Raw genomic sequence first — 26725 nt, forward strand, 5'->3', positions numbered from 1 at the left:
CATGGCCGGCTGGGACGTCCACACGCACCTGATCCCGCCGACTGTGCTGTCGGCGGCGCACCGGGCGGAGTTCGGTCTGTCGATCGACTCCGGTGCTCTGGTGGTCGACGGGCAGCGCCTGCCGCTGCAGCGCCTGGCCGATCCGGCCGCCCTGCTGCAGTGGATCGCTGACCAGGATCTCGATGGTGCTGTGGTGTCCGTCCCGCCCGCGCTGTTCCGGTACGACGCCGGCGTCGAGTGGGCCGAGCTGGTGAACCAGGGTCTCCGTGAGCTCGCCACTCCGCAGCTGCGCGTCCTCGGTCAGCTGCCCCTGCTCGATCCGGCCGCACCGGCAGTCGCTGCCGCCCTGGCTCAGGAAGGCGTCTTCAGCGGCTTCGCACTCGGTACGCCGGACTACGCGGGCCTGGATCCGGTCTGGCAGACACTGCACGAGCTGGAGGCGTTCACCCTCATCCATCCGGGTGACAGTGACGACAAGCGGCTTGAGTCGTTCTACCTGTCGAATCTGTTGGGGAATCCGTACGAGACCGGGGTCGCTGCGGCTTCGCTGGTCTTCGCGGATGTGCCGGGGCGGTTTCCGGGGATCCGATTCTGCCTGTGCCATGGGGGTGGTGTGACGGCGGCGCTGGCCGGGCGCTGGCAGCGTGGTGTCGATCAGAAGCGGCCGGGGATCGAGCCGTTGTCCCTGCCGGTCGGGGAGGCGCTGCGCCGGTTCTACGTCGACGACCTGGTGCACGACGACGCCGTACTGGACCTACTGACGAAGACCTTCGGGGCCGAGCGGGTGCTGGCCGGGAGCGACTGGCCGTTCCCGATGGGCAGCGACACCGTGTCCTCGGCTCGGGCGGCAGCTGTGGCTGAGCTGACGCGTCCGCTGGCGAAGGGGGTTGTCGCGTCGTGAGACGAAGCTTTTGGCTGAGGCCATCTGTGATCAGATATCAAATTGTGGTGAACGGGGATGAGGCATGAGTACGCGGGGGACTGTTTTGCGCAGTCACGGCCCTGGCGAGTTGCTGAAGGCCGAAGAGATCGAACTGGTCGCCGGACCGGGCGAGACGCTGGTGGAGATGCGGCTGGCCGCGGTGACGCAGCAGGACCGGGCAGCGGTCGCGGGCAAGCAGCCCACTGCACCGTTCACACCCGGCTCTGAGGGAGCCGGTGTGGTCGTCACGTCGTCCGCGGTGGAGCCCGGGACGGCGGTGATCGTTCGCGGTGAGGGCGTCGGGGTGACCAGGTCCGGTCTCTGGGGCCGGTACGCCGTGGTGCCGGATGCCGCCGTACACCGGCTGCCGTCCGGTCTGGAGCCGGCCACTGCTCTGGCGTTGCTGACACCGGCGCTGACGGCCCATACCGCCGTACGACGGGTTGCGGACGTCGTAGCGGGTGAGACGGTCGTGGTTACCGGGATCACGAGTCTGCTCGGGCGGCTGTGCGCGGCGGTGGCGCGGTCGGCCGGGGCGACCAAGGTGATCGGGCTGGCGTGGACTACCGACTCCGTCGAGCCGACGGCTGCACTGGTCGACCAGATCGTCCGGGTGGACGGATTGGGGCAGGTCGGTCGTGAGCTGCCCTGGTGTGCCGCTGCCATCGACACAGTTGGCGGTCCGGTGACCAGTGGGGTGCTCGGACACATCACTCCGGGCGGACGGGTCGCCGTACTTGGTTACAAGGCCGGCGAGTTCACCACGATCGATCTGCATCAGTTGATCGGCCGGGACCTGCGAGTGCTGCCGGTGAACCTGCAGCGGACCGTTTTCGAACCCGGTGCGGTCGGTCAGGCGCTCGCCGATATCGCGTCCGCGCAGTGGCGGCCGGAGTACGAACTGCTGTCCGCGGACCGGGTCGGTGAAGTGCTGGATCAGCAAGCAGGGCGGGTATTGCTGGACTTGTCAGTTCTGCCCTGAGGTCCGCGCTGAGGTCTGTGATGGCGCTGTTGGCCTAGACCACTGATCGCTCTGGGCGTTTCCGCTGAGCAATCTGTCCGTGGACGCCCTGAGATGCCCTGGCCTGCCGTACGGTTACCTCCCAGAGTTGTAGTTGTATGCAGTGCTCAATTTGTATGCAGTGGAGGAGAGAGGCAGCCCGCAACCGATGACCCGACGACTCGAGCTCACGCCTGGGGGACCGACCGGCCGTCGTACTCTCGCCGAGGAAGCCGCCGCCGAGCTGCATGAGCTCATCCTGTCCGGCGAACTCCCCAGCGGGCAGGCGCTCCGGCTGGAGGAGCTCGCCAAGCGGCTGGACATGAGCCAGATGCCGATCCGGGAAGGGCTGCGGCGGATGGCCGCGCTCGGGCTGGTCGAGATCGTCCCGCACAAGGGTGCCTGGGTCCGCGAGCTGTCGATGGAGGACCTGCGCGACACCCACGCGACCCGGCTGGCGCTGGAGTCCCTCGCGGTCCGTGCGGCCGCGACCCGGTTCGCCGACGCCGATGCGACGCTGGCCCGGGCCGCACTGGCCGAGCACGTCCGGTTGTCGAAGATCGGCGACAACATCGCCTCGCGGCAGGCCCACACCGAGTTCCACTTCGCCATCTACCGGTCCGGCGGCTCGCGCTGGCTGCCCCGCGCGATCGAGCCGGTCTGGCAGAACAGCGAGCGCTACCGCTTCGGGTCCCGCCAGACCAAGGCCCGGATCGAACAGACCCGCCGCGAGCACCAGGCCATCCTCGACGCCTGTGTCGCCCATGACGAAGCGGGTGCGGAGGCGGCGCTGCGCGAGCACCTCGAAGGCGCCATGCAGCGCATCACCGAGACGATGGAACGCCGCTCAGCTAAGCCGTGAGCAGCTCGAACCGGTCCTGCGGCCAGCCGTCCGACGCGTCGAAGACCGCTCTGAGCAGAAGCCCGTCACTGCGTGAGTTGTGTGACGTGATGAGCTCGGGCAGGTCCTGTGTGCCGAGCCCTTCGTAGTACGCGTCGAGTGCTTGGCGCCGGAGCAGCTCTGGTGCCTTGGAGATCGTCTCCAAGGGCGTTGCGTCATCGCATCCGGTGACGCGGCCGGAACCGATCGGCTTGCCGGGCAACAGCTCTTGGAGGAGTTGCTCACCGGCCCGGACGTCCTGGGCCCGCAGTCGGGCGCCTAGGGCGCGACAGGGCTTCTGTGCACGCCGGACGGCTTGTGAGATCGCGATGTGATCCGGGTGACCGGTCAGGCCGTCACTGCCGACGGTGAGGATCAGCTCCGGCTGCAGGGTGCGGATGGCTCGCTCGACCTCCGCCACGACCTCGTCGGGCTCGGCACTCGCCAGTGTGCGCGGTCCGTTCACGCCTCCGTCGTCGATCCACCGGTCCGGGTCGCTGAGCCAGTCCCACTCATCGATCCCGAGCAATTCGCATGATGCCGGCAACTTGTCTCCGGTGCCTCCCCATCCCTGGGTGGCGACGCGCAGGACGACCCGCCAGCCGGCGTCGTGAAGTACCCAGGTCGCGGCGCCGGTGGCGAACGCCTCATCATCCGGGTGGGCGTGCACCACCAGCGCCGTACGCACGTCAGTCGGCCAGGCGGGCGGGGAAGCCGCCGGTCGCGAGTGGGCTCCAGCGCTCCGGGGTGATGCGGATCAGGCACTTGCCCTGCGTCCGCATGGCCTCGCGGTACTCGTCCCAGTCCGGGTGCTCACCGGAGATCGAACGGTAGTAGTCGACCAGCGGCTCCACGGCGTCCGGCAGCTCGATGACCTCACCGCTGCCGTCGACCTGCACCCAGGCGCCGTTCCACTCGTCGGACAGTACGACGACACTGGCCCGCCGCTCGCGCTTCACGTTGGTGCTCTTGGCTCGCTCCGGGTACGACGAGATGACGATGCGACCCTGTTCGTCCACACCACCCGACACCGGCGACGCCTGCGGCGTACCGTCGGACCGGGTGGCGATCAGCAGCATGTGGTGACGGGGGCGAACGAACTCCAGCAGCCCCTCGAGGTCGACCTTGGTGTTGGTGGCAATTGTCCTCGGCATGCCCCCACCCTATGGCTGTGGACGACCGGATTGACATGTTCGAACAGGTGTTCGAACATGGATTCATGACGGGGACTTCCGCAGTCGGCACCGAGCGCCAGGTCACAGCGCTGGACCAGGCCCGGATGCTCCTCGCCCAGGCCAAGGCCCGCAAGGCCCAGGAGTTCGAGGAGGCCGACCCCGATCATCCGCCGGCCACGCCTCACCTCACCGCGGTCACCAGTTTCGATCCCGATTCCCCGCACGATCCGGACGCCGACGCACTCGATCACCCCGCTCCTGCGCCGGCGCGCCTCGCCTCGATCACCGGGTTCGAGACCCGGGTCACCGAGACGCGGGTGCAGCAGGCGCTCGACACCGCTGAGGTGGATCGGGCCATGCCCACGCTGCCGGCGGTCTCGGAGTTGCTGTCGGGGGCCAGCCTGCGCGGCGGCTCGGCGTACTCGGTGCGTGGCAGTGCCGCGTTGGTGATGGCGTTGATGGCCGGTCCGTCCGCGGACGGGGCGTGGTGCGGGGTGGTGGGGCTGCCGTCGTTCGGTGCGGAGGCGGCGCGTGGGCTCGGGGTCGACCTGGAGCGCCTCGTGCTGGTGCCCGACCCGGGGCACGACTGGCTGAATGTCGTCGCCGCGCTCGTCGATGCGCTGACCGTGGTGGTCGTCCGCCCGCCCGGTGAGGTGACGCCGGGGGAGGCGTCCCGGCTCGCCGCGCGGTTGCGGACGCGCGGGGCGATGCTGATCGCGTCCGGTTCCTGGCCGGGGAGCGAGGCCCGGATGGAGGTGGAGACCAACACCTGGACCGGTCTGGGCGACGGTGAGGGGCTGCTCACCGGCCGGCAGGCAACGGTCGTGGTGAGTGGCCGGAGAGTCGCCGTGCATCCGCGTCGGCATCAACTGTGGCTCCCCGCGCCGGACGGGACCGTCCGCTCCGTCGAGTCGGTCGAGACCGTGGCTGCACGCTGGCGTGAGGAGGCGGTGGGCTGATGAGTGGTCTCACCCGCACGATGGTGATCTGGGTGCCGGACTGGCCGGTGACGGCGGCTGCTGTGGCGACGGGCCGTTCTCCCACCGAGCCGATCGCCGTGCTGGAGAAGGGCAAAGTGCTCGCCACGTCCGCCGCCGCGCGGGCCGAGGGGGTGCGTCGCGGGCAGCGGGCCCGGGATGCGCAGTCGCGGTGCCCGGAGCTCGTCGTACTGAAGTACGACCCGGTGATCGACGCGCGGGCGTTCGATCCGGTGATCGGGTGTCTGGAGGCGCTCATACCCGGCATCCAGGTGATCCGGCCGGGTATGTGTGCGTTGAAGGCGCGTGGCCCGGCCCGGTTCTACGGCAGTGAGCCGGCGGCCGCGGAGAAGCTGCTCGACCGGCTCGAGACGTTCGAGGTCTTCGGCAGCCGGGTCGGGATCGCCGACGGTCCGTTCGCCGCCGAGCAGGCGGCTCGGCGGAGTTCGGCGCAGACCCGGATCCAGGTGGTGCCGGTCGGTGGGTCGCCGGAGTTCCTGGCGCCGTTGTCCGTCGATGTGCTCGAGCAGCCGGTGCTGACGGATCTGCTCCGCCGGCTCGGGTTGCGGTCGCTGGGGGCGTTCGCGGGGCTGTCCGGCACCGAGGTGCTGACCAGGTTCGGACCGACCGGCGCCTTCGCCCACCGGCTGGCCTGTGGGTACGACGATCGCCCGGTGGTGGGCCGGGAGATCCCGCCGGAGCTCACCCGCACCCTCGACTTCGAGCCGGCCGTGGACCGGGTCGACCAGGTCGCCTTCGCGGTCCGGTCGGCCGCCGACGAACTGATCGTCCGGCTGACCGAGCTCGGCCTGGTGTGTACGACGCTGCGGGTCGAGATCGGCACCGAGTCCGGGCGGATCCACGACCGGGAGTGGTTGCATCCGCGCTGGTTCACCGCGGCCGACGTGGTGGACCGGGTCCGCTGGCAACTGCAGGGGAGTGGGACGGCGACCAGTGAGCTGACGTCACCCGTCGTGCGGCTCCGGCTGATTCCCGATCAGGCGGATCCGGTCGGTGCGCATGCCGACGGACTGTGGGGTGGTGGGCCGGACGAGCGGATCCACCGGGCGCTGTCCCGGGTGCAGAGCATGCTCGGTCATGGTGCGGTCGCGACGGTGGTGATCGGCGGTGGGCGTGGGTTCGCGGAGCGGCAGACGCTGATCCCGTGGGGCGACCGCCCGGTGCCGGCCCGTCCACCGGATCAGCCGTGGCCCGGGGCGATCAGTTCCCCCGACCCGGTCCGGTGGCCGACGCTGGCGCCGACCACGATCTTCTCCAAACCCCTGCCGGCGAAGGTGTTCGCCGAGGACGGCACCGAGGTCTCGGTCACTGCCCGCGGCGGACTCTCCGGCGCTCCCATCGCCTTCCAGCTGGGTCCCGGTCCTCAAGTTGCTGACAGCAACAAAATGCATCCCATCACCGCCTGGGCCGGTCCCTGGCTCACCGACGAACGCTGGTGGGATCCCGCCACCGAGTCCCGCCAGGCCCGCTTCCAGTTCCACACCACCGACACCCGGGCCTGGCTCTTCACCCTCCACCAGACAGCCTGGCAAGCCCAGGCCACCTACGACTGACCCGCGACTCGTATTCGCCGGCCTCGGCCGGCTGACGGAACTGTCGGTGGTCTGGGTGACAATGGCGCGATGGACGAACCTGCGCAGTACGGGCCGCATCGTTGGTCGGCCGGGCATCACGACGACGGGAACAACGCCAGGTTCCGTGGCGCCACGTTCATGGTGGCGGACCTGCGGGGCGCACGGATGGTGGACTGCGACCTGACCGGCGCCCGGATCGTCGACGGATGCCTGGTCGATGTCGACGTGTCGGGGTGGGTGAGCAATCTGGTCGTCAACGGCGTCGACGTGACCGAGTACGTCGAGAGTGAGCTCGATCGGAGACATCCCGAGCGGGTCCAACTGCGCAGCATCCAGGACGCAGACGGCTTCCGGGTGATGTGGAGCACGATCGAAGGCCTATGGGCTGGGTTGACCGAGCGAGTCGAGCGGCTGCCCGAGGCCGCCCGCGACGAGCGTGTCAACGACGAGTGGTCGTTCGCCGAAACACTGCGCCACCTCGTCTTCATCACCGACTCCTGGGTGAGCCGCACGATCCTCGACCAGCCGAAACCGTTCCACCCGTTCGGGTTGCCGCAGACCGCCTACGCGCCGGCCGACGCCGCGACGCTGGGCATCGACCTCGACGCACAACCGACGTACGCCGAAGTTCTCGAAGCGCGGGCGGATCGGATCGCGATCGTGCACAGCGTTCTCGATGGATTGACCAACGCCGAGCTCGGTCGACCCTGCTTGCGTTCGCCCGCGCCCGGCTACCCCGAGGAAGAACGAGCCGTCGCCGAATGTCTCGGCGTACTGATGGATGAGGAGTGCGAGCACTACCGCTTCGCGGCCCGCGACCTGACCACCCTGGAGGCCACGCCAGTCAGCTGAAGTCGATCCGCATCACCGTGCGGCGGAGCGTGGGGTGGGTGAGCCGGGCGCCCCGGTTCCGGGCGTTCACCGTCCGGAACTGCTGGTCCAACTAGGTTTGGGTCCATGCACAGGAGCCGCGTGTCCACGTTCTTGATCGACGTACGCCGGGACGAGGTGGAGCAAGCCACCGGGTTCTGGGCGAGTGCACTGGGAGTCGAGACCTCGAGCCCGCCGGGGGAGCCGCAGTTCATCAGCCTGAAGAACGCGATCCCCGGCTACGTCACCGCCATCCAGTCCGTCGACGACGAACCCCGCTACCACCTCGACATCGAGACCGATGACGTGGCGGCAGAGGTCGCCCGACTCACGGATCTCGGCGCCGTCGAAGTCTCCAGCTGGCAGGGCTGTCACACGCTCCGGGCTCCCGGCGGCCATCTCCTCTGCGTCATCCCCGTGCACAGCGACCCGAAAGAGTTCGCCGAACGCGCAACCGTGTGGGGAGAAGGCGGATCGCACGACGCTTGAGGGCGGACGATGCTGTTGGCAGAAAGCCGTGGCTGGGCAGAGAGCTCGGACTAGCCTGACCGGCATGACTGAACTTGCGGCGACGTTTCAGCAGGAAGCAGTGGCGGAGGCTTACCAGCATCGGCCGCCGTACCCGGACGAGGTCTTCGACCGGCTCGACGCGCTGATCACCGACGAGCCGCGCCGGGTGCTGGACATCGGGGCCGGTGAAGGGGCGATCGCGCGGCCGCTGGCGCGCCGGGTCGACGAGATCGACGCGGTCGACTTCGCGCCGGTGATGATCGCGGCGGGCAAGCAACGGCCCGGCGGCGACAACCCGGCGATCCACTGGCAGGTCAGCAGCATCGAGACCGCAGAGCTCACTGGGCCGTACGCACTCGTCACTGCCGGCGCCAGCATCCACTGGATGCCGTGGGAGGAGACGTTCGCGCGGATCGTCCCGCACCTGACGCCCAACGCGCAGCTCGTGGTGATCGAACACGGACCGGTGGACATGCCGTGGTGGGGCGAGCTGGTGAAGGTGATCGAGCGGCACTCGCGCAAGCAGAGCTACGACCCGAAGTAGAAGGTCGCCGAGGCCATCCACGAGCGCGGTCTGCTCGAGTCGATCGGTACGGCGCGAACCGCACCGATCACGTACCAGCAGAAGGTTGCCGACTACATCGAGCAGTTCCACTCGACCTCGAGCCTGGCCCGCGGCCTGATGCCGGCCGACGAGGCCGCCGCCTTCGACGCGGGCGTCGAGCAGGCCGTCAGCCCGTACGCCCACGACGGTGTACTCGATCTGACTGTGGTCGCCGAGCTCACCTGGGGCCGCCCAGTCAGGCCGTAGAACCTTGCTGTGGCAGGAAGATCCTGTGACTCTGATCTGAGGACCACTGCCGGGGAGACCTGCCATGAACCAAGCGCTGCTGAACTCGTTGACCGATGCCGAGCGTCTCCTCATGGCGGAGACCGAACGGGATGTGCTGAAGCGGCTGGACGAGGACGAACTGCTGGAGTTGCACCAGCGGATCCGGCGGGCTCGGACCAAGTACGTGAAGAACTATCGCCGGGCGGCGAGCTCGGCGGTCGCTGCGCGCGGCGGGCGAGGGTTCTCGTACCCGAAGAATCAACGTGATCGTGGCAAGGCGGAGCTGTTCGAGTCGGCGCTCGCGCGGGTGAGCCGGGAGGTCGCCTCCGCGGCCACCCGCGCGTCGACCCAGCTACGCGCCGAGCGGATCGAAGCAGCCCGATCGAACGGATCCGCCACCTCGCCGAAGACGCCCCCGGCAACCAAGACGCCGGCAACCAAGTCAACAGCAACCAAGTCAACGGCAACCAAGACAAGGGCAACCAGGACCGCGCAGGCCAACAAGGCGGCCAGGGCGACGAAGACCACTGGCGGTCTGAAGAAGGACGCGTCAACCAGAGCCGCCGGCGCCCGCCGCCAAGCCAAACGCGACGCGCGCTGACCACCATGTCCGGACCCAGCGCGCGGCCCGGCAATGACCGGAGATCTCGCCCGAATCGGGTGATCCGGCGCGGGGACGGATCGGGTTGGCTGTTCGGGCGGCGGCCGGGAGGTGCTCAGATGCGCGGTGCGGACAGCGCAAAACCGCTGCGTCGCGGGCGGTTGGCTCGGGTGTTGGTGGTGGGGTCGGCGCTGGTGACCGTCGGTTTGGCGTACGCCGTACTGGTGCCGAGTGGAGCGACCGGCGCGGACGGGCCGCAGTCGCAGCAGATCGAGGAAGGCCGGAAGCTGTTCGCGGTCGGCTGTTCGAGCTGCCACGGCCTGCACGCCGAAGGCGGCACCAACGGTGAGGGGCGCTTCGCCGCACCCTCACTGATCGGCGTCGGCGCGGCCGCCGTCTACTTCCAGGTCAGCACCGGCCGCATGCCCGCGCAACAGCCCGGTGCTCAGATCCCGGCGAAGCCACCCGTCTACACCGAGGACGAGATCTCCGCGCTGGCGGCGTACATCGCCTCGCTGGCCCCGGGACCCGCCATCCCGGCCTCGGAGTACTACGACGTCAGCAACGCGACGCAGGAGGAGATCACCCGCGGCGGTGAGCTGTTCCGGACCAACTGCACCGCCTGTCACAACTTCGCCGGCCGCGGTGGTGCCCTGCCGAACGGCAAGTACGCGCCGTCGCTGATGGAGACGTCGCATCGCAACATCTATCTGGCGATGCTGACCGGCCCGCAGCAGATGCCGGTCTTCTCCGACCAGGTGCTGCTGCCGGAGGACAAGCGCTCGATCATCGCCTACGTCGAGAGCCTGCGGCAGCAGCCGGACCCGGGCGGATTCGGCCTGGGCCGGCTCGGACCGGTCTCCGAGGGCTTGTGGGGATGGATCGTCGGGATCGGCCTGCTGGTCGTGGTGGCGGTGTGGATCGGGGCCAAAGTCCCGCGCGCCTAGTCGCATTGGCCCCTGTGGCCACTGCCACAATCGTGTCAGACGGGCTAGTCTCGAAATTGGAGGAGCGCCACCGGCTCAACATGACGGCACGCCAGCCAGGGGAGGGCGACGCGTGTGACGATCCCGACGCCTGACCCTGCCCGCGAGACCGACCCGGCTGACGAGAACGGGCGGCAGTTGACCACGGAAGGCATTCCGCGGCCGCCCCTCACGCTGGTGACTCGCGAGCGGTTGCACTCTGCCCTTGATCTGGGCATCCGATCACCGCTGACGATGCTGGTCGCACCGGCCGGCACCGGCAAGACGGTCCTGCTGTCCGATTGGGTCGCGCGCCGAAGACGCTCGGGACAGGCGGTGGTGTGGACCTCCGGCGAGACGTTGGGTTCGCTGGGCGCGATCCTCGAGCAGCTGACCGACTCCGATCCGGTGACGGCGCCGCATCCGGTCGTCGTGGACGACGCCCATCTGTTGCCGGCAGCCACCTTCGCCGAACTGTCCCAGGTCCTGAAGAAGGCGCCGTACGCCGTCCGGTTGTTGCTCGCCAGCCGGTACGACCTCCCGCTGCCGGTGCCCGAGCTCGAGCTGAGGGGGATGGCACTGACGCTGCGAACGCGCGATCTGCGCTTCACCGATGCCGAAGCCACCGCCCTCGTCCGGACGCACGCCGAGAACGCCACGCCGGCGGACGTCCAGCTGTTCCAGGCCGAAACGGCGGGGTGGGCGGCGGCGCTGGTCCTCGCGGCCCGCAGCTTCGCCGCGTCCGGAGACGCCCTCTGGTCCAGCGCAACCCAGCAGCCGGTCCTCGATCTGCTCCTCGGTGAAACGCTCAGCACGCTGGACGAGCGCGTCCAGGCGATGCTGTTGAGCACCTTCGGATCGGCCGCGGTGACCGCACACCAGGCAGCCATGCTGAGCGGTGACGCCGATGCGGGGGCGATGCTGGCGGACCTCGCCGGCAACGGCCTGCTGGTGACCGCGTACGCCGATGACCCGGGCAGTGAACCGTTCTACCGGTTCCACCCACTGCTGGTCGAACTGCTCCGGCGCCGGGTCGCCAACAGTGCGAAGAACGCGCAGATCGTCGTCGCGGCGCAGCACCGCTCGGCGCTGTACTACGAGAATCGCGGTGCGGGCAGCACGGCACTGCGGAGCGCACTGCGGGCCGAGAGCCCCGAGCTGGTCGCCCGGATCCTGGTCGGGCACGGCCCGGCGATCCTGGCCGCCGGTGAGCTCGGTCTGGTCGCGGACGGCTTCGAGAGCCTCCCGGACGGCTACATCGACGAGCATCCGCACCTTGTCGGCGTCCGTGGTCTGTTGCGCCGGGCCACCGGTGACGTGACCGGCGCGGTCATGGACGCGGCCTCGGCCGACGACCTGGCCACAGCACTGGCCACCGTCGCATCCTCTGCCGAAGGCGGGCCGGCGACACCGGACGACGACGCGCTCGAGGCAGACGCCGTACTGCTCCGGCTGTGGGAATCCCGCTACGGCTGGCATGACCTCCAGGCCGCGATCGGGCGGGCGCGGTCGCTGCTGGCACTGGATCCAACCAACGGGCACGGCCGGCCGCGCGCCGTACTCGGTCCCGAGCGGCTGGCCTGGTTGCTGATCGAGCTCGCCGCGGCCGAGACCTGGGCCGACGAGCTGGACGCGGCGCTCAGCCATCTGGACGAGGCTCTCGTCACCGCCCGGATGGCAGGCCATCAACGGCTCGTCGCCGGCGGCCTGGCGCATCGAGCCGTCGTGCAGTTCGTCCGCGGTCAGGTCCAGAACGCGGCCGAGTCCGCCCAGGCCGCGCTCGATGCCGGCGGAGAGCAGGGGATTCCCCAGGAGTACGCCGCCCGCGCGCACGTCGTACTGGGCTTCGCCGCACTGAGCCAGCTGGATCTGGACGGTGCCTGGCATCGGCACGAGCTCGTGGTCGCGACCCAGGTCAGCGACGCCGACACGGTGGTCGCGGGCCTGCGGGCGCTGCTGCGCGCAGGCCTACTGGTCGAGGCGGGTCACCTCGACCAGGCACTGACCGAGCTCACCGCCGATCCCACGTCGGTCGGGCCGGTGCCTTCGTTCCTGGCCCGGGACCGCGCGCTGCTCCGGTTCGGACTGGCGACGCTCCTCGGGGACCTGACCGGCGCCGAATCCCAGACCGACGTACTCGACCGGACCGGGAACACCTCCGAGGCCGAGCTGGTCCGGGCCATGTCCTCGATCGTGCGCGGCGACGCCCAGACCACGCTGAAGCTGCTGGAGGAGGCGTTGAACCAGCCGGACGTCTACCCGCCGCTCGCGTCCGCCGCCGCGTCGGTCCGCACCATCCTCCTGGTGCGCACGGGAGACGAAGCGGCAGCCGATGTCGCACTCGTCGACACCCTCAACCGGGTCACTCCACAGCGGATGCTGCTGGCGCTCACCCCGGCCGGTATCGAGCCGGAGTTCCTCGACCGGTTGCACCGGCACCTGGCCGGCCCGAACCCGCATCCGTTCGCCGCGGTCGCGCTCGAGCGGCTGACCGCCTATCGAGCCGGCTGGAGCGAGTCCGGCGGCATGACCCTGCTGGAGCGGACCCGGCCCACCGTGCGGAGTACGCCGCCACGCCGCCTCGACGCGGTGATCAACGGCGCCCGGATCCGGCTGACTCCGCGGGAGGCCGACGTACTCGACCAACTCGCGCTCGGCAGTTCGTACACGGAGATCGCGCAGGCGCTGTTCATCACCGAGAACACCGTCAAGACGCATCTGATCTCGCTGTATCGCAAGCTCGGCGTGGAGAAGCGGTCCGCGGCGCTGCGGATGGCCCGGTCCGTCGGCCTGACCAGCTGATCCGGCTCACCCGCGGCGGGTGATCCGCCGGACCCGCACCGAGACCAGTGTGTGGTGATGTCACGCCCCGTCGAAGCACTCGGGCGGCTCGCCGGCAGGGTCACGGGCCGCATGGTCGAGACCGTGCCCGCCGACCTGATCCTCGACCACGTCGACCTGGACGCCTTCGTCGACCGCATAGACATCAACCGGCTGCTCGACCGCGTCGACGTGAATCGCCTCCTCGACCGCATCGACACCGAACGCCTCCTCGAGCGGATCGACCTCGACGCCTTACTGCGGACCGTGGACGTCGAGGAGCTGGTACGCCGGTCCGGTGTGCCGGAGATCGTGGTCGAGAGCCAGACCAGGCTGGCCGGCTCACTGCTCGACCTGATCCGGCGCCAGTTCGCGGGACTGGACGCCGTACTCGACAAGGTCGTCAATCGGCTGCTGCGCAGGGACGTACGGGCGCAGCCGACAACGCCGGTGTTGTTGCGAGAGCAGCTGTGAATCAACGGCTGACCGTCACGGGTCACTACGCCGGCGCGGTGAGCAGAGCAGCGGCTGCGGTTCTCGACGTACTGATCATCATCACGACGTTCACGATCGGCTTCGCGGGGCTGGATCTGCTCACCACCGCGTTCTGGTCGACGTCGTTGCGGCGCGACCCGTCCTCGCCGCAGGCCACGGCCGTGCTGGTGGTCCTTGCCTTCGGCTACACCTTCGGATTCCTCGCGGTCGCCGCGCGAACGCCGGGGCAGGGCATCGTCGGACTGCGGGTGGTGCGATCGGACGGCGGGACGATCCGGCCGGGCCGGGCCTTCCTGCGGGTCTGTGCGTTTCCGTTGAGCGTGCTGCCGGCCGGACTCGGGTTCGTCCTGATCCTGTTCCACCGTGAGCATCGCGCCCTGCACGACCTGATCGCCGGCACCGCGGTCGTCTACGACTGGGGCGAACGGCCGGCCGAGCTGCCCGGACCGCTGTCCGACTTCCTCCGCCGAGCGGGTGCCGGGCCGGATTCACCCTAATTGGAGGAGGCCGGCGGGGCGCTGGGTTGATGGGATGGCCGTCCAGCGCCGGTGTACGGGCGCGCCAGCTTCCCCCGAAGGAGTCGGAGATGACCCATCTGGTGGTGCTCGGTCTGGACAGTCGTGAGGACGCCGAGCGCGTCGTCCAGCTGACCGAGGACCTGGCGAAGCAGCAGCTGTTGCAGCGTGAGGACGCCGCCTACGCCTACAAGGATGCCAAGGGCAAGGTGCGGATCGAACAGTCGATCAGCCTGACCGGTCCGGCCGCGGCGAGCGGGGCGTTGTGGGGCACCTTGATCGGGTTGATCTTCCTGAACCCGATCGCCGGCATGGTCGCCGGCGCCGCCAGTGGCGCGGTGGCCGGCAAGCTGACCGATGTCGGGATCAACGACGACCTGATCAAGCAGGTCGGCGCGCAGTTGCAGGAAGGCAAGGCGGCGGTGTTCCTGCTGGCCCGGTCGGCCACCGTGGACCGCGTCGTCGACGCGCTCAAGCCCTTCAGCCCGACGATCATCCAGACCAACCTGACCAAGGAACGCGAAGAGGAGCTCATCGAGGCCCTCCAGTCCTGATCAGGTGCCGGAGGAGATTTCGTGAACACGACCCCGGACGACTTCGACCCGATTCCTTCGACCCGGCGCCGGGTAGCGGTCGCCGTCGGTTCGCTGAAACAGGCAGAGCAGGAGGCGGATGCGCTCGCCGTGCCGGTGGGTGCCGGCGCGGAGCCGCCGGAGGAACTGGGTACGGACGCCGCGGGTCTGGCGTCGGCCGGGTTCCGCGGCACCAGAGGTCAGACCCTGGTCCAGATCGGAGCCGGGGGACCGGTCCGGGTCGCCGTCGGGACCGGTACGGCGGACGAGGCCGACGCCACCCTGATCCGGGATCTGGCCGCCGAGTTCGCCCGTGCGGTCCCGTGGCACAAGCGGCTCGCGATCGAGGTGCCGTCACGCCTGACCGGCCTCTCAGCGGCGGAGTTCGCCCAGGCCGCGACCGAGGGCGTGCTGCTGGCCCGCTGGCGGTACTTCGTCGGCGCGGGTGCCGACGAGCCACAGCTCGAGTCGCTGCTGGTGGTCGCGGCGGATGCGGATGCCGAGGAGGTCGCCGCCGGGGTCGAGCGCGGCCGGATCGTTGCCGAGGCGTGCTGTCTGGGCCGGGATCTGGCGAACTGCCCGGCCACCACGTTGTCGGCGGTCCGGATCGCCGAGGTCGCACAGGAGCTCGGTCCGCCGGCCGGACTCGACGTGGAGGTCTTCGACAAGGACCAGCTGATCGAAATGGGCTGCGGCGGACTGCTCGGCGTCAACCGCGGCAGTGTCGATCCGCCCCGGATGATCCGCCTGCGCTACCAGCCCGCCGACCCGACCGGCCGGATCGCGCTGGTCGGCAAGGGGATCATGTACGACTCCGGCGGGATCAGCCTGAAGCCGAGCGACGAGTCGCACGCGCAGATGAAGAACGACATGACCGGCGCCGCCGCCGTACTCGCCGCGATGACAGCCCTGCAGGCCATCGGCTGTACGGCGGCTGTCACGGGCTACCTGATGTGTACGGACAACATGCCGTCCGGCTCGGCGATGAAACTCGGCGACGTCCTCAGGATGCGGAACGGCAAGACGGTCGAGGTACTCAACACCGATGCCGAAGGCCGCTTGGTGATGGCCGACGCCCTCGCACTCGCGACCGAGGAACCCGTCGACGCCATCGTCGACATCGCCACCCTGACCGGTGCCTGTCTCCGGACGTTCGGGGTCGAGATCGCCGGTGTGATGGGCAACGACCCGGACGTGGTGCAGCAGTTGCGGCAGGCCGGTGACGTCGTCGACGAGCCGGTGTGGGAGCTCCCACTGCATCGCTCGTACCGGTCGCAGCTCGACTCGTCGATCGCCGATCTCACCAACATGGGCGGGATCAACGCGGGCTCGATCACCGCGGCGCTCTTCCTCGAGGAGTTCGTCGACGGCCGCCCGTGGGCTCACGTCGACATCGCCGGTACGGCGCAACTTCCGGCACCGCGGACCTGGCGGAACAAGGGCGCGACCGGTTTCGGTACCAAGTTGCTGATCGAGTTCGCCCGCGCGTTCACCCGGCCCGCGGACGCCGAGAACCAGGCAGCGCGGCCATGAGTTCCGAGGCGGTGCACGACAAGCCCGTGAAGAAGGGCGGGATGCAACGCGTCCTGGACGGGATCGAGCGCGTCGGCAACAAGGTTCCGCACCCGGCGATCATCTTCCTCGCGCTGATCTTCATCGTGATCGTGCTGTCGCAGGTGCTGGACTGGACCGGCGCCAGCGTGACCACCGAGGTGGCCGAGCCGGCCACCGTCCAGGTCGCGCCGGAGTACCCGGGTGGGACCAGCGTGGCCGGCTCGGACGCACCGCCCGCGCCGGCGGTGCCCGAGTTCGAGGTGCACAAGGAGACGATCACCGCCGAGAGCCTGCTGACCGGCGACGGCATCCGCTTCATCTTCACCACCGCCGTCCAGAACTTCAACGACTTCGGGGTCGTCGCGGTCATCCTGGTCGCGATGATCGGCGTCGGCGTCGCCGAGGAGGCAGGCCTGATCGCCGCCCTGATCCGCAAGATGGTGAAAGTGGCACCGAAGGGCGCGATCACGTTCATCATCATCCTGCTCGGTGGCATCTCCAGTGTTGCCTCGGACGCCGGCTATCTGGTCCTGATCCCGTTGGGCGCGGCCGCGTTCGCATCCCTCGGGCGACATCCGCTGGCCGGTATCGCCGCGGCGTACGCCGGTGTCAGCGCGGCGTTCTTCGTCAACATCCTGATCACCCCGGCCGACGGCATCATCACCGAGGTCACCAACGAGACGGTCGCGCTGGTTGCTCCCGACGTACACCTCAACGTCACGCACAACTTCTACTTCAGTATCGCGGCGACGCTGTTCTGCGCGCTGGTGATGACGGTCATCACCGAGCGCCTGCTGGAACCCAGACTGGGCAAGTACGACCCGGCCGAGGCGCCGGCCGACGCGCACGTCGACCATCAGCCCAGTGACGAGGAGATGGCGCTGGAGTCCCGCGGACTGCGGATGTCGGTCTACTACCTGCTGGTCGCGATCGCCATCGTCTCCGCGCTGACCTTCATCCCGAACGCCCCGCTGCGCAACCCGGACACCGGCGAGATCTTCGGTACGTCGCCGTTCATGAGCAGCCTGCTGTTCATCATCTCGATGCTGTTCCTCGCGGCCGGTCTCGGCTACGGCCGCGGTGCGAAGTCGCTGACCGGCAGTACGAACGTCATCAACGCGATCGTGAAGACGTTCAACGGGCTCGGCGGCCTGATCTTCCTGATGCTGCTGATCGCCCAGTTCATTGCCTACTTCAACTACACGAACATGTCGACGCTGGCCGCGACCGGCCTGGCCGACCTGCTCGAGCGGGCCGACATCGGTGCGCTGCCGTTGCTGATCGGCTTCATCCTGCTGGTCCTGATCATCGACCTGATCATGCCCGGCGTGATCCCGAAGTGGGCGATCCTCGCGCCGATCTTCATCCCGCTGTTCTACCGGCTCGGCATCGCCCCGCAGACCGTGATCGCGGCCTACCGGGTCGGCGACGGTCCGGCCAACGTGATCACTCCGCTGATGGTGTACCTGCCGTTCATCGTCCTGGTCTGCCAGCGGTACCGGAAGAAGGCGGGCATCGGCACGGTGGTGTCGATGATGCTGCCGTACACCTTCATCCTGCTGGTCGCCTGGACCCTGTTCTACGTCGCGTGGTACCTGATCGGCATTCCGTGGGGTCCGTCCGCACCGGTTCACCTCGGCTAGGGCGCCGTGGACGACGGTACGGTCAGCCTGATCATCCTCGGGCTCACCGTCGCGCTGTTCGTGTGGAACCGGCTGCCCGTCGACGTCGTCGCGATCCTGACCGCGCTGGCGCTGTGGGCAACCGGCGTACTCGGGTTCACCGACGTACTCGCGGGCTTCGGCGATCCGGTGGTGATCTTCATCGCCACGCTGTTCGTGGTGAGTGAGGGCATCGACTCGACCGGGGTCACGGCCTGGGCCGGCCAGACCATCGTCAGGTACGCCGGAACCGGCCGCGCGCGACTGTTGATCGCGGTGACCGGTCTGTGTGCCGTGCTGTCGGCCCTGATCACGCTCAACGGCGCGGTCGCCGCCTTGCTCCCGCTCGTCGTTATGCTCGCGGTCCGGATCGGCGAACCACCGTCGAGACTGCTGATGCCGCTGACCTTCGCGGGCAGCGCGGGATCCCTGCTGATGTTGACCGGTACGCCGGTCAACATCATCGTCTCCGAGGCTTCCCGCGACGCCGGTGCGGGTGAGTTCGCGTTCTTCTCGTTCGCGATCTTCGGCATCCCGCTCGTCCTCGGCACGATCGCCATCTCGGTCCTGCTCGGCCCGCGACTGCTCCCGGCGGCACGTCCGGCGCATGCTCCGGCGGACCTTGCCAAGCACGCACACACGCTCGACGTGCACTACGCCCTGACCGACGGCTTCTACCGGTTGCGGGTCCGGGAGCGTTCGCCCTTGCTCGGCCAAGGAGTGCATGACGTCGACCTCTCGGAGTATCCGGGGGTCGAGATCGTCGGGGCCCAGGACGGAAAGGGACTGTCCCGGGTGGACGGCGCGCTCGCGGTTGACGACGTACTCGTGGTGACCGGACCGTCCGAGGAGGTGGGCAGTCTGTCCATCGACTCCGTACTCGCGGTCTGCATGAGCGCACCCACCGACGTCGACGACCTGATGACCCGGGAGGCCGGAGTCGTCGAGGTGGTGATCCCGCCGCGATCCGCCTTGGTCGGCGAGACCGTGTTCCCGGGCATGCACCGGGTCCACGACCTGGTGATCATCGCGGTCCAGCGGATGGGCAAGGACCGTGGTGCCCGGCCGACCGAACTGGCCGAAGGCGACGCCCTGCTCGTGCACGGCGAATGGTCGGCGCTGGACGAGCTGACCATGGATCGTGATGTCCTGCTGGTGGACACGCCCGAACTCGTCCGACGCCAGGCCGTGCCCTGGGGACGTAAGGCAACAGTTGCCGTCAGCATCGTCGGGGCGATGGTCGTGCTGCTGGCTACCGGAGCGGTTCCGCCGGCGATGGCCGGTCTGCTGGCCGCGACCGCGATGGTGCTGACCAAGGTCGTCGGACCGCGCCAGGCGTACCGCTCGATCTCGTGGCAGATCGTCGTACTGATCGGTGCGTTGATCCCGCTGTCGGCCGCGATCCAGTCCAGCGGGGGAGCGGACCGGATCGCCGACCTGATCATCGACGCGGTCGGGCCTGGACGGCCGTACTTGTTGCTCCTGGCACTCTTCGCGTTGACCGCGACCCTCGGCCAGGTGGTCAGCAATACCGCGACGGTGCTGATCGTCGCGCCGATCGCGGTCGCCGCCGCGCAGGGCACGGGTACGTCGGTGAAGCCGGTGCTGATGCTCATCGCGGTCGCCGGCGCGGCATCATTGCTGACCCCGATCTCGACGCCCGCGAACATGATGATCATGAGCCCGGCGGGCTACCGCTTCGGCGACTACTGGAAGCTCGGGCTCCCGGTGATGGCCTGGTGGCTGCTCACCGCTCTCGTCGTCATCCCGCTCGTCTGGCCGTTCTGACGTGGACAGGTACATCTCCACCGGTGGGCTTCCAGAGGCGGTCGCCGAGCTGGTCCAGGCGGCGTACGAACGGTGCCGTGCGGTCGACGGCGGTGCGGTGTCGGAGGTGTATCCCGCGTTGACCCGGGTCGATCCGGACGCGTTCGGTGTGTGTGTCGCGGCCACCGACGGCCGGGTGTTCGAGACCGGCGACTCGCGGCAGCCGTTCACGATCATGAGTGTCGCGAAGCCGTTCGTGTTCGCGCTGACGTGTCAGGCGGTCGGGGTCGATGCCGTCCGCAACCTTGTCGGTGTCAACGCGACCGGGCTGCCGTTCAATTCGGTGCAAGCGGTCGAGCAGTCCACCGCCGGACGCACCAACCCGATGGTCAATCCCGGTGCCATCGCGACGACGAGTCTGACGCCCGGTGGTTCGTTGGACGACCGGTGGGACTTCATCGCGGACGGTTTGTCGCGCTTCGCCGGACGTGAGCTCGAACTCGATGCCGACGTACTCGAGTCTGCCCTGCTGACGAACCATCGCAATCGTGCGCTGGCTGCTCTCCTGCGCAGCGTCGGCGGCCTGGCCGGCGATGCGGACGACGCGACCGAGCTGTACACCAGGCAGAGCTGCTTGACCGTCACCGCGGCCGACCTGGCTGTGATGGGAGCGACGTTGGCGGACGGCGGTGTCTGTCCGACGACCGGACAGCGGGTGATCGACGCGGACGTCGCTCGGGTGACGCTGGCGGTCATGACGATCGCGGGCCTGTACGAGACCTCCGGTGACTGGCTGCTCGACGTCGGGGTGCCGGGGAAGAGCGGGATCGGCGGTGGCATCGTGACGGTCTCGCCGGGCAAGGGTGCTCTGGGTACGTTCGCGCCGCGACTGGATGAGGCGGGCAATAGTGTCAAAGGCCAGTGCGTGGCGAGGTATCTTGCCAGGCACCTAGGTCTGGACCTCCTGGCCTCGCAACCGGTGTGATCAGGGAGCTGCCAGCGTGAGCGTGGTGGTGGCCGCCGTACCGGCCCTGACGTAGGCCAGTTCGAGGGTGTCGCCGGCTTGGCGGGTCAGGGTGGCGACGATGATCTGCTCACTGCTGACGGCCGCAGCGCCGTCGACCTTCGTGATGATGTCACCCGCCTTGAGACCGGCCGCCACGGCCGGACCGTCGACCGCCTGGACGAACAGGCCGGTCGGATTGCCGGACGCCTGGGCGAGAGCTGGTGGGATCTCCTGGACCTGCAGACCGGTGGTCGGATGGCCCGGCTGCCCGGTGCGGATGAGCTCGTCGGCGATCGGTTTGGCGAGGTCCACCGGGATCGCGAAGCCGAGGCCGACGCTTCCGCCGCCACTGACCCCGGCCTCGTTCGGCACGGTCGCGATCGCGGCGTTCACTCCGACCAAGCGCCCGGAGCAGTCCACCAGCGCGCCGCCGCTGTTGCCGGGGTTGATGGCCGCGTCGGTCTGGATCGCGCCGATCAGGTGGTGGGTCACCCCATCACCCGGCACTGGGACATAGCGATCCAGCGCGCTGACGATGCCAGACGTGACGGTACTGGCCAGCCCGAGTGGTGCACCGAGCGCGACGACGGGCTGGCCGACCTGCAGCGAGGCCGACGATCCGATCGTGATCACCGGGTACTTCTCCGCAGCGTCGGCCGCCTTCAGCACCGCCAGGTCGGTACTGGGATCGCGGCCGACGATCGTGGCATCTGAGCTGTGGCCGTCGCTGTACTGGACCGAGACGGCGCCACCGTTTGCGGCGACCGAGATGACGTGGTCGTTGGTGAGGATGTAGCCACCGGCCTTGTAGATCTGTCCCGAGCCGGTCCCGGACTGGGCGCCGCCGCGGGCCGCGATCGTGACGATCGAGGGCAGGATCTGGTTCGCGACCGGGATCGCGGGGCACATCGCCGTACTGGCATCGGCCTGGCCGGCTGGTTGGCTGGAGCCGCGGTTCTGCTGGCCGGGCACGAAGATCAGCGCGGTGATCAGTGCGCCGATGGCCGCACCGCCAACCATCGGCAGGACCCGGGCAGGTACGCCGACCATGTGCCGAGATTAGGCGTGCGCGGCCTCGGTGAGTTCCCCCGATCCAGGTGAGGAGGCGGCGCGGTCGAAGTACAGGTAGGCAAGAGCCGACGCGGCCACCGGCATCACCACCGCGAAGAGCAGCGACGTCGCCACGTTGATCAGGACCGGCGACAGATCCGTCGCGAGCAACAGCACGATGCCGGTGATCGGACCCGCGGCCAGACCCAGCCCGATGATGATCGTGAGCGGTACGGCGGTCCGCCACCACCGGCCCGTCACGAGCAGCCGGCTGCGTCTCAGCGCCGTACCTCCGGAGCAGTCCTCCGCCATCACGATCGGTACGGCGAACGCCCGGCTCACCGCGTAGTAGACAGCCACCGGGATCGTCGCGACGAAGATCGTCAGGACTGCGAGGACCACGAAGTACTGCAGCGCTACCCGGGTCAGCGGCCGCCACTTCGCGAGAACCTGCCGCAATACGCCGGTCGCCGTGGCCGGGTCCCCTCGATCCAACTGATCGAGTGTCCTGGTGACAGCCGCGATCAGGACGACGTACGTCGCAGCTGTCAGGATCGTGATGACCAGAGCGAGCACGGATGCCCAGAAGCCGGTGGCCGCCTCGGTCGGAGCGCTCAGGTCGGTGGGAGCGTCATGCCGGGCGGCCTGCAGCCTGGCCAGGGTCACCGTCACCAGACTCAGTACGACGAACGCCGCGACGAAGCCAAGGAACAACCGCAGCCGGTGCCGGAAGAGCCGGATCGCGGCGACCACGGCCTGACCCCAGGCACGCTGCCGCCGGGCCGGCAATGGAGCGGCGTCGCTCCAGCGGGTACGGCTCGCCGCGAACCAGAGCAGCGCCACGAGCGCGGCCAGGATCAGGCCGAGCAGCCAGGGCCGGTCGAGGGTCTCGCGAACCAAGTTGGACGCGGTCGCGACCGTCGTACAGAAGACGCCGGTGCTGCTGGGGCCCAGTAAGGTCCCGGCCGGCACTGTGGTGCTGTCGTCGCGCCATGAGGACTCGGCGTCCTGGATCGGCGCGACCCACGAGGTCTTCATGTTCGGACCGGTCGGACCGTCGAAGAACGAGCGCTGGCGCTCGCCCCACCGGCCCTCGAACGTCAACCACGGATACTCCGCCGCGTAGTCCGCGCGGGCCATCGGTACGTACGCGACCCGCGGCCTGATCACCGGCCGGGGATCGGTCGTGTCGTCACAGCCCAGTCCTTCCGAACCACGACCGAGGTACAGGCGCTGGCCGTACTTGTTCGCATGGGAGCCCTCGGCCGGGTAGACGACCGGATGGGTGCCGTCGACGATCTCGAGCTTGGTGTCGCCCCAGAGCGCGCGCTCGGCACCTCCGTGCTGGCTGAAGCCCACGGCGGTCGGCTCGGTGGCCAAAGCGGCCTCGGGCGTCGCCGCGTCGAAGATCAGCGCGATCGATTCCCAGTCGCCCTCATGGGTGTTGTTGTAGTCGTTGAAGACGTAGAAGAACCAGTACTCCAGTGCGAGCTTCCCGGGGTACGACGGATCCCCGGCCACGTGGGCGTACACGGTCGCCGGGTGCGCGGCGTTGATTCGCGCCGACCACTCTGCATAGGTGCAGCCAGGACGCAGCGGGTCACCGGGGAAGTCGAGGAAGTGGCCCGGGAAGCCCAGGCTGATGTCCTTGCCCTCCGGCTGGGTCTTGACCAGGTCGGGCGGTCGCCACGGACCCCGCAGCGCCACCTCTTGATTGCCGAGCACCGCCTCGACGTCGGTCGGCTGGAACTGCTCGCCGCTCTGGCATCGAGACGACCCCTCCTGCAAGCGAACCGCAGGGGAGTAGCGGTCGGCCAGTTGCTGCGCCGCGGTGTCGTCCGGGGATGCGGTCGGGGCAGCCTCGGCACGGGTCGGCGTGGACAGCGCCAGAGAGGTCAGCAAGGCAGTGATCACCAGCAAGCCAGATCGCCGGAGCCGGGCCGTCATCTTCACAGCATGCTGCGATCGGCGGGTCCATGCACCATCTGCCACGCGGGCAGGGGTCACCCGATCCAGGTGAGCCAGCGGCCTACGCACTTGAGCGCCGCCACCACAGCACCGTGAGGAGGCCGACGACGACCGGCGTGAGCTGGACCGTGACGCGCCAGACCAGCAGGCCCGCCACCAGATGGGTCGCATCGATATCACTGTGGGCCGCGACAAAGGCGGCGTACGTCGTGTCCATCACGCCCGCCCCCATCAGGGGCAAGCCGGTCAGCGGATAGGTGACCAGGAAGCTGCAGGCCAGCAGGAGCACAGTGGGACCGTCCATCCGGACGCCGACGAAGGACATACACAGGATGAGTACTCCGGCCTCCACAGCGGTTCCGGCGATCAGTACGAGGCCGGCCGGCAACCCGCGGCTGCGCATCGTGCCCGCACTGTGCGACTGGAACTCGATCAATCGCTGCTCCCACACGTCAGGCCCCGGGCTCGACGGCCGGACGCGTTTCAGCAACCGCCCGAGCAGTCGGCCGATGGCCGCTGCCGAGCGTTCCGCCCGCAAGGCGTAGAGCAGCCCGACCAGGAGTACTGCGGCTCCGGCGCCGAAGAGCAGTGCCGACCAGGCGAAACCCGCGTAGAACGTTCGCGCCGCCCAGAAGACGACGAAGCCCAGCACCGGCGCGGCCAGTCTGGCGATGTAGAACAGCAACGTGCTCAGCGTCAGCCCGGACGCCGCGTCGGTCGCGTCGACGCCCCACGAGCGCATCATGGCGAGCCGCAGTACGACATCGCCGGGGGAGGGCGCGATCATCGCCACTGCGGTGGCCGCGACGTCGTTGAGCATCGCCCGCAGGTAGCCCAGGCCGCGGACGAGCAGTGCGAGTGGTGAGGCGAGAACCGCGCGGCGCAGCAGCAGGACGCACAGCAAGAGCGCGATCTGCCCCGGACTCAGGTGCGTGAGCGCATAGCCCACCTGACTCCAGTCGATGCTGCGCAACAGCCGCAGCACCAGCCAGGCCACCAGCAGGACCACGACGATCTGGCCCAGGCGCACCAGCGGCTTCGGGATCTTCGGCCGGGCCGGCCGGTGGCTGGGCATCGATGGTGGAGGTGCGGAGGAGTTGGCCACTTTCGCCCAGCCTGCTGCCCGGCCGGGGCACCGGCCTCCCCCTGTCCGGGGGAGGCCGGAAGGTCAGCGACACCACAGAGTCGTGCCTGGGGGGCGTGAAAGGGGCGTTCCATGGGGCATTACGTCATCCGAGTCGAGGGCACGCTGTCACGCGACCTGACCGACGTCTTTCCGGCACTGACCGCCGACCCGGAGCCGGCCCAGACGGTGCTGCACGGGCACCTCGACGATCAGGCCGCGCTGGCCGGCATCCTCAACCACCTCGACATGCTCGGCATCAACATCCTCGAGGTGATGCAGGTCCCGGAGAGCCGCCGGCCCGAGGGCATCTGATCACAGCGCTTCGGCGCGGGACCGCAGGTAGAGCTGCTCGGGGAGGCTTTGGGTCAGCCGGGCGGCCAGTTGATAGGCATCGCGGGCAGAATCCCGTGCCCCGGACAGTTCGAGCAGATGAGCCCGGACGGCGGCCAGCCGATGGTGATCCTGGAGAGCCGGGTCGACGCCGTCGAGGAGCTCGAGACCCGCCGCCGGACCGTGCACCATGGCGACCGCCACGATCCGGTTGAGCGTCACCATCGGCCCCGGTGCGGTCGACTCGAGGAGTTCGTACAGCATCAGGATCTCGCGCCAGTCGGTCTCCTCGGCCCGCTTCGCCTGATCGTGTACGGCGGCAATCGCGGCCTGGAGCTGATACGGACCGATCGGCGCCGACCGCAGCGTCGAGGCGATCAAGTCGGTGCCCTCGGCAATCGAATCCGCCTCCCACAGCGTCCGGTCCTGCTCGGGTAACGGCACCAGCGCGCCGTCGGCCGTCGTACGCGCCGGCCGCCGGGCATCCGTGAGCAGCATCAACGCCAGCAGCCCGGCCACCTCACCCTCCGTGGGCAGCATCCCGAGCAACTGGCGGGTGAGCCGGATCGCCTCCGCGCTCAGCTCGACCCGGTGCAGCGACGTACCGGACGACGCGGTGTAGCCCTCGTTGAAGATCAGATACAGCACCTGCAGTACGGCGGCCAGCCGCTCGGGCTGCTCGGATGCCGGCGGCAGCGCGAACCGCGCACCCCGCAGCTTCGCCTTCGCCCGGCTGATCCGCTGCCCGATCGTTGCCTCCGGCACCAGAAAGGCCCGGGCGATCTCGCCGGTGTTCAGCCCGCCGACCGCCCGCAAGGTCAGCGCGATCTGCGACTGCGGAGTCAGCGACGGATGACAACAGAGCATCAGCAGGGTCAACGAGTCGTCGACCGACGACGCGGGCTCCGGTTCCGGAGCGGCCGCGATCGTTTCCTCCCGCCGCTGCCGGGCCGCCTGCTGCCGCAGCGCCTCGATCCGCCGCCGCGACGCGACGGTGATCAACCAGCTGCGCGGATTGTCCGGTACGCCGTCACCCGGCCACTGCTGCGACGCGGCCAGCAATGCCTCCTGGACCGCGTCCTCACAGGCGTCGAAGTCGCCGTACCTGCGAACCAGCGCGCTCAGGACCTGTGGCGCCTGCTCCCGCAGCAGGTCCTCGATCATCCGGACAAGGCGCCGAGATCACGCACCGGCCGGATCTCGACGATGCTGAACGGGGCCTCCGGGATCTCGGCCACGATCGCGACGGCGCGATCCACGGTCTCGCAGTCGAGCAGGTAGAAGCCGGCGAGTTGCTCCTTCACCTCGGCGAACGGGCCGTCGGTGGTCATCACCTGGTTGTCCCGGACCAGCACCTGCTTGGTCGCCGCCGGGTCGCCGAGGGACTCCGACGCGACCAGCTCGCCGCTGGCGGTGAGGGCGTCGTTCAGGGCCGTGTAGCCGGTCATGCCCTCGCGCTTCTGCTCGTCGGTCAACGAGTCCCAGACCGCCCTGGACTCCGGGTTGCCGTAGATCAGTACCAGGAACCTCATCT

27 protein-coding genes are annotated in these 26725 nt (G+C 69.1%); 20 read left to right on the forward strand and 7 right to left on the reverse strand.

Annotation, left to right across the window (positions count from 1 at the left end):
- The first annotated feature begins 1 nt into the window (after position 1).
- The 3 genes from AB0L70_RS21585 (at position 2) to AB0L70_RS21595 (ending at position 2784) form a co-directional block, all read left to right on the forward strand.
- Positions 2-901: an amidohydrolase family protein gene (locus AB0L70_RS21585; protein ID WP_363686714.1), complete on the forward strand. Its 900-nt coding sequence runs from the start codon at positions 2-4 to the stop codon at positions 899-901.
- A 64-nt stretch (positions 902-965) separates the two neighbouring features.
- A complete protein-coding gene (locus AB0L70_RS21590) occupies positions 966-1904 on the forward strand; it encodes a zinc-binding alcohol dehydrogenase family protein (RefSeq protein WP_363686716.1) in 939 nt (312 codons plus the stop codon).
- Positions 1905-2091: 187 nt separating this feature from the next.
- The gene (locus AB0L70_RS21595; RefSeq protein WP_363686718.1) at positions 2092-2784 is read left to right on the forward strand and encodes a GntR family transcriptional regulator; all 693 of its coding nucleotides are present in this window, start codon (positions 2092-2094) and stop codon (positions 2782-2784) included.
- Here the strand turns inward: AB0L70_RS21595 and AB0L70_RS21600 are convergent.
- On the reverse strand, positions 2774-3490 hold the full coding sequence (locus tag AB0L70_RS21600; protein ID WP_363686720.1) for a PIG-L family deacetylase: 717 nt from the start codon (positions 3488-3490) through the stop codon (positions 2774-2776). The two genes, AB0L70_RS21595 and AB0L70_RS21600, sit on opposite strands and share 11 nt — an antisense overlap.
- 1 nt (position 3491) lies before the next feature.
- Positions 3492-3956, reverse strand: coding sequence for a PPOX class F420-dependent oxidoreductase (locus tag AB0L70_RS21605; protein ID WP_363686722.1), 465 nt, complete (start codon positions 3954-3956; stop codon positions 3492-3494).
- Between the two features lie 65 nt (positions 3957-4021).
- Between AB0L70_RS21605 and AB0L70_RS21610 the strand changes: the two genes are divergently transcribed.
- From AB0L70_RS21610 to glsA, 16 genes are all read left to right on the forward strand, one after another.
- The gene (locus AB0L70_RS21610) at positions 4022-4936 is read left to right on the forward strand and encodes a hypothetical protein (protein ID WP_363686724.1); all 915 of its coding nucleotides are present in this window, start codon (positions 4022-4024) and stop codon (positions 4934-4936) included.
- Entirely contained in the window at positions 4936-6528 is a 1593-nt protein-coding gene (locus tag AB0L70_RS21615; protein WP_363686726.1) for a DNA polymerase Y family protein, read from the forward strand. Before AB0L70_RS21610 ends, AB0L70_RS21615 begins: the two co-directional genes overlap by 1 nt.
- A 69-nt stretch (positions 6529-6597) precedes the next feature.
- Positions 6598-7401 (forward strand): DinB family protein, encoded by an 804-nt coding sequence (locus AB0L70_RS21620; protein ID WP_363686728.1) that lies wholly within the window; start codon positions 6598-6600, stop codon positions 7399-7401.
- 120 nt (positions 7402-7521) lie between these two features.
- A complete protein-coding gene (locus AB0L70_RS21625; protein WP_363686730.1) occupies positions 7522-7908 on the forward strand; it encodes a VOC family protein in 387 nt (128 codons plus the stop codon).
- Positions 7909-7972: 64 nt separating this feature from the next.
- Complete coding sequence (locus AB0L70_RS21630) at positions 7973-8473, forward strand: class I SAM-dependent methyltransferase (RefSeq protein ID WP_363686732.1); 501 nt, start codon at positions 7973-7975, stop codon at positions 8471-8473.
- A gap of 138 nt (positions 8474-8611) precedes the next feature.
- Positions 8612-8740, forward strand: a complete 129-nt coding sequence (locus AB0L70_RS21635; RefSeq protein ID WP_363686734.1) for a hypothetical protein — start codon at positions 8612-8614, stop codon at positions 8738-8740.
- Positions 8741-8804: 64 nt separating this feature from the next.
- Positions 8805-9362 carry a hypothetical protein gene (locus AB0L70_RS21640; protein WP_363686736.1) on the forward strand — a complete coding sequence of 186 codons (558 nt, stop codon included), beginning with the start codon at positions 8805-8807 and terminating at the stop codon, positions 9360-9362.
- Positions 9363-9481: 119 nt separating this feature from the next.
- A complete protein-coding gene (locus tag AB0L70_RS21645) occupies positions 9482-10309 on the forward strand; it encodes a c-type cytochrome (protein WP_363686738.1) in 828 nt (275 codons plus the stop codon).
- 114 nt (positions 10310-10423) lie between these two features.
- On the forward strand, positions 10424-13129 hold the full coding sequence (locus tag AB0L70_RS21650) for a LuxR C-terminal-related transcriptional regulator (protein ID WP_363686740.1): 2706 nt from the start codon (positions 10424-10426) through the stop codon (positions 13127-13129).
- A 57-nt stretch (positions 13130-13186) separates the two neighbouring features.
- Positions 13187-13621 (forward strand): hypothetical protein, encoded by a 435-nt coding sequence (locus AB0L70_RS21655; RefSeq protein WP_363686742.1) that lies wholly within the window; start codon positions 13187-13189, stop codon positions 13619-13621.
- Complete coding sequence (locus AB0L70_RS21660; protein ID WP_363686744.1) at positions 13618-14139, forward strand: RDD family protein; 522 nt, start codon at positions 13618-13620, stop codon at positions 14137-14139. Before AB0L70_RS21655 ends, AB0L70_RS21660 begins: the two co-directional genes overlap by 4 nt.
- A gap of 89 nt (positions 14140-14228) precedes the next feature.
- Entirely contained in the window at positions 14229-14711 is a 483-nt protein-coding gene (locus tag AB0L70_RS21665; RefSeq protein WP_363686746.1) for a DUF1269 domain-containing protein, read from the forward strand.
- A gap of 21 nt (positions 14712-14732) precedes the next feature.
- Positions 14733-16262, forward strand: coding sequence for a leucyl aminopeptidase family protein (locus AB0L70_RS21670; protein ID WP_363686748.1), 1530 nt, complete (start codon positions 14733-14735; stop codon positions 16260-16262).
- Positions 16259-17926 carry an AbgT family transporter gene (locus AB0L70_RS21675; RefSeq protein ID WP_363686750.1) on the forward strand — a complete coding sequence of 556 codons (1668 nt, stop codon included), beginning with the start codon at positions 16259-16261 and terminating at the stop codon, positions 17924-17926. The genes AB0L70_RS21670 and AB0L70_RS21675 overlap by 4 nt, the downstream gene beginning before the upstream one ends.
- A gap of 6 nt (positions 17927-17932) precedes the next feature.
- A complete protein-coding gene (locus AB0L70_RS21680; protein ID WP_363686752.1) occupies positions 17933-19732 on the forward strand; it encodes an SLC13 family permease in 1800 nt (599 codons plus the stop codon).
- Between the two features lies 1 nt (position 19733).
- Positions 19734-20696: a glutaminase A gene (gene glsA, locus AB0L70_RS21685; RefSeq protein WP_363686754.1), complete on the forward strand. Its 963-nt coding sequence runs from the start codon at positions 19734-19736 to the stop codon at positions 20694-20696.
- On the opposite strand, the gene AB0L70_RS21690 is transcribed toward glsA, so the two are convergent.
- The 3 genes from AB0L70_RS21690 to AB0L70_RS21700 all read right to left on the reverse strand — a co-directional run bounded on the left by AB0L70_RS21690 (position 20697) and on the right by AB0L70_RS21700 (position 24810).
- The gene (locus tag AB0L70_RS21690) at positions 20697-21767 is read right to left on the reverse strand and encodes a trypsin-like peptidase domain-containing protein (protein WP_363686756.1); all 1071 of its coding nucleotides are present in this window, start codon (positions 21765-21767) and stop codon (positions 20697-20699) included.
- A gap of 9 nt (positions 21768-21776) precedes the next feature.
- Positions 21777-23714, reverse strand: a complete 1938-nt coding sequence (locus AB0L70_RS21695) for a hypothetical protein (protein ID WP_363686758.1) — start codon at positions 23712-23714, stop codon at positions 21777-21779.
- A gap of 82 nt (positions 23715-23796) precedes the next feature.
- The gene (locus AB0L70_RS21700; protein WP_363686760.1) at positions 23797-24810 is read right to left on the reverse strand and encodes a lysylphosphatidylglycerol synthase domain-containing protein; all 1014 of its coding nucleotides are present in this window, start codon (positions 24808-24810) and stop codon (positions 23797-23799) included.
- A gap of 141 nt (positions 24811-24951) precedes the next feature.
- Between AB0L70_RS21700 and AB0L70_RS21705 the strand changes: the two genes are divergently transcribed.
- Entirely contained in the window at positions 24952-25173 is a 222-nt protein-coding gene (locus tag AB0L70_RS21705) for a hypothetical protein (RefSeq protein WP_363686762.1), read from the forward strand.
- On the opposite strand, the gene AB0L70_RS21710 is transcribed toward AB0L70_RS21705, so the two are convergent.
- Together AB0L70_RS21710 and AB0L70_RS21715 are read right to left on the reverse strand one after the other, a co-directional pair.
- Entirely contained in the window at positions 25174-26355 is a 1182-nt protein-coding gene (locus tag AB0L70_RS21710) for a sigma-70 family RNA polymerase sigma factor (protein WP_363686764.1), read from the reverse strand.
- The gene (locus AB0L70_RS21715; protein ID WP_363686766.1) at positions 26352-26723 is read right to left on the reverse strand and encodes a YciI family protein; all 372 of its coding nucleotides are present in this window, start codon (positions 26721-26723) and stop codon (positions 26352-26354) included. Before AB0L70_RS21715 ends, AB0L70_RS21710 begins: the two co-directional genes overlap by 4 nt.
- Positions 26724-26725: the final 2 nt, after the last annotated feature.

This window comes from Kribbella sp. NPDC051952 (assembly GCF_040680855.1).
GTDB lineage: Bacteria > Actinomycetota > Actinomycetes > Propionibacteriales > Kribbellaceae > Kribbella.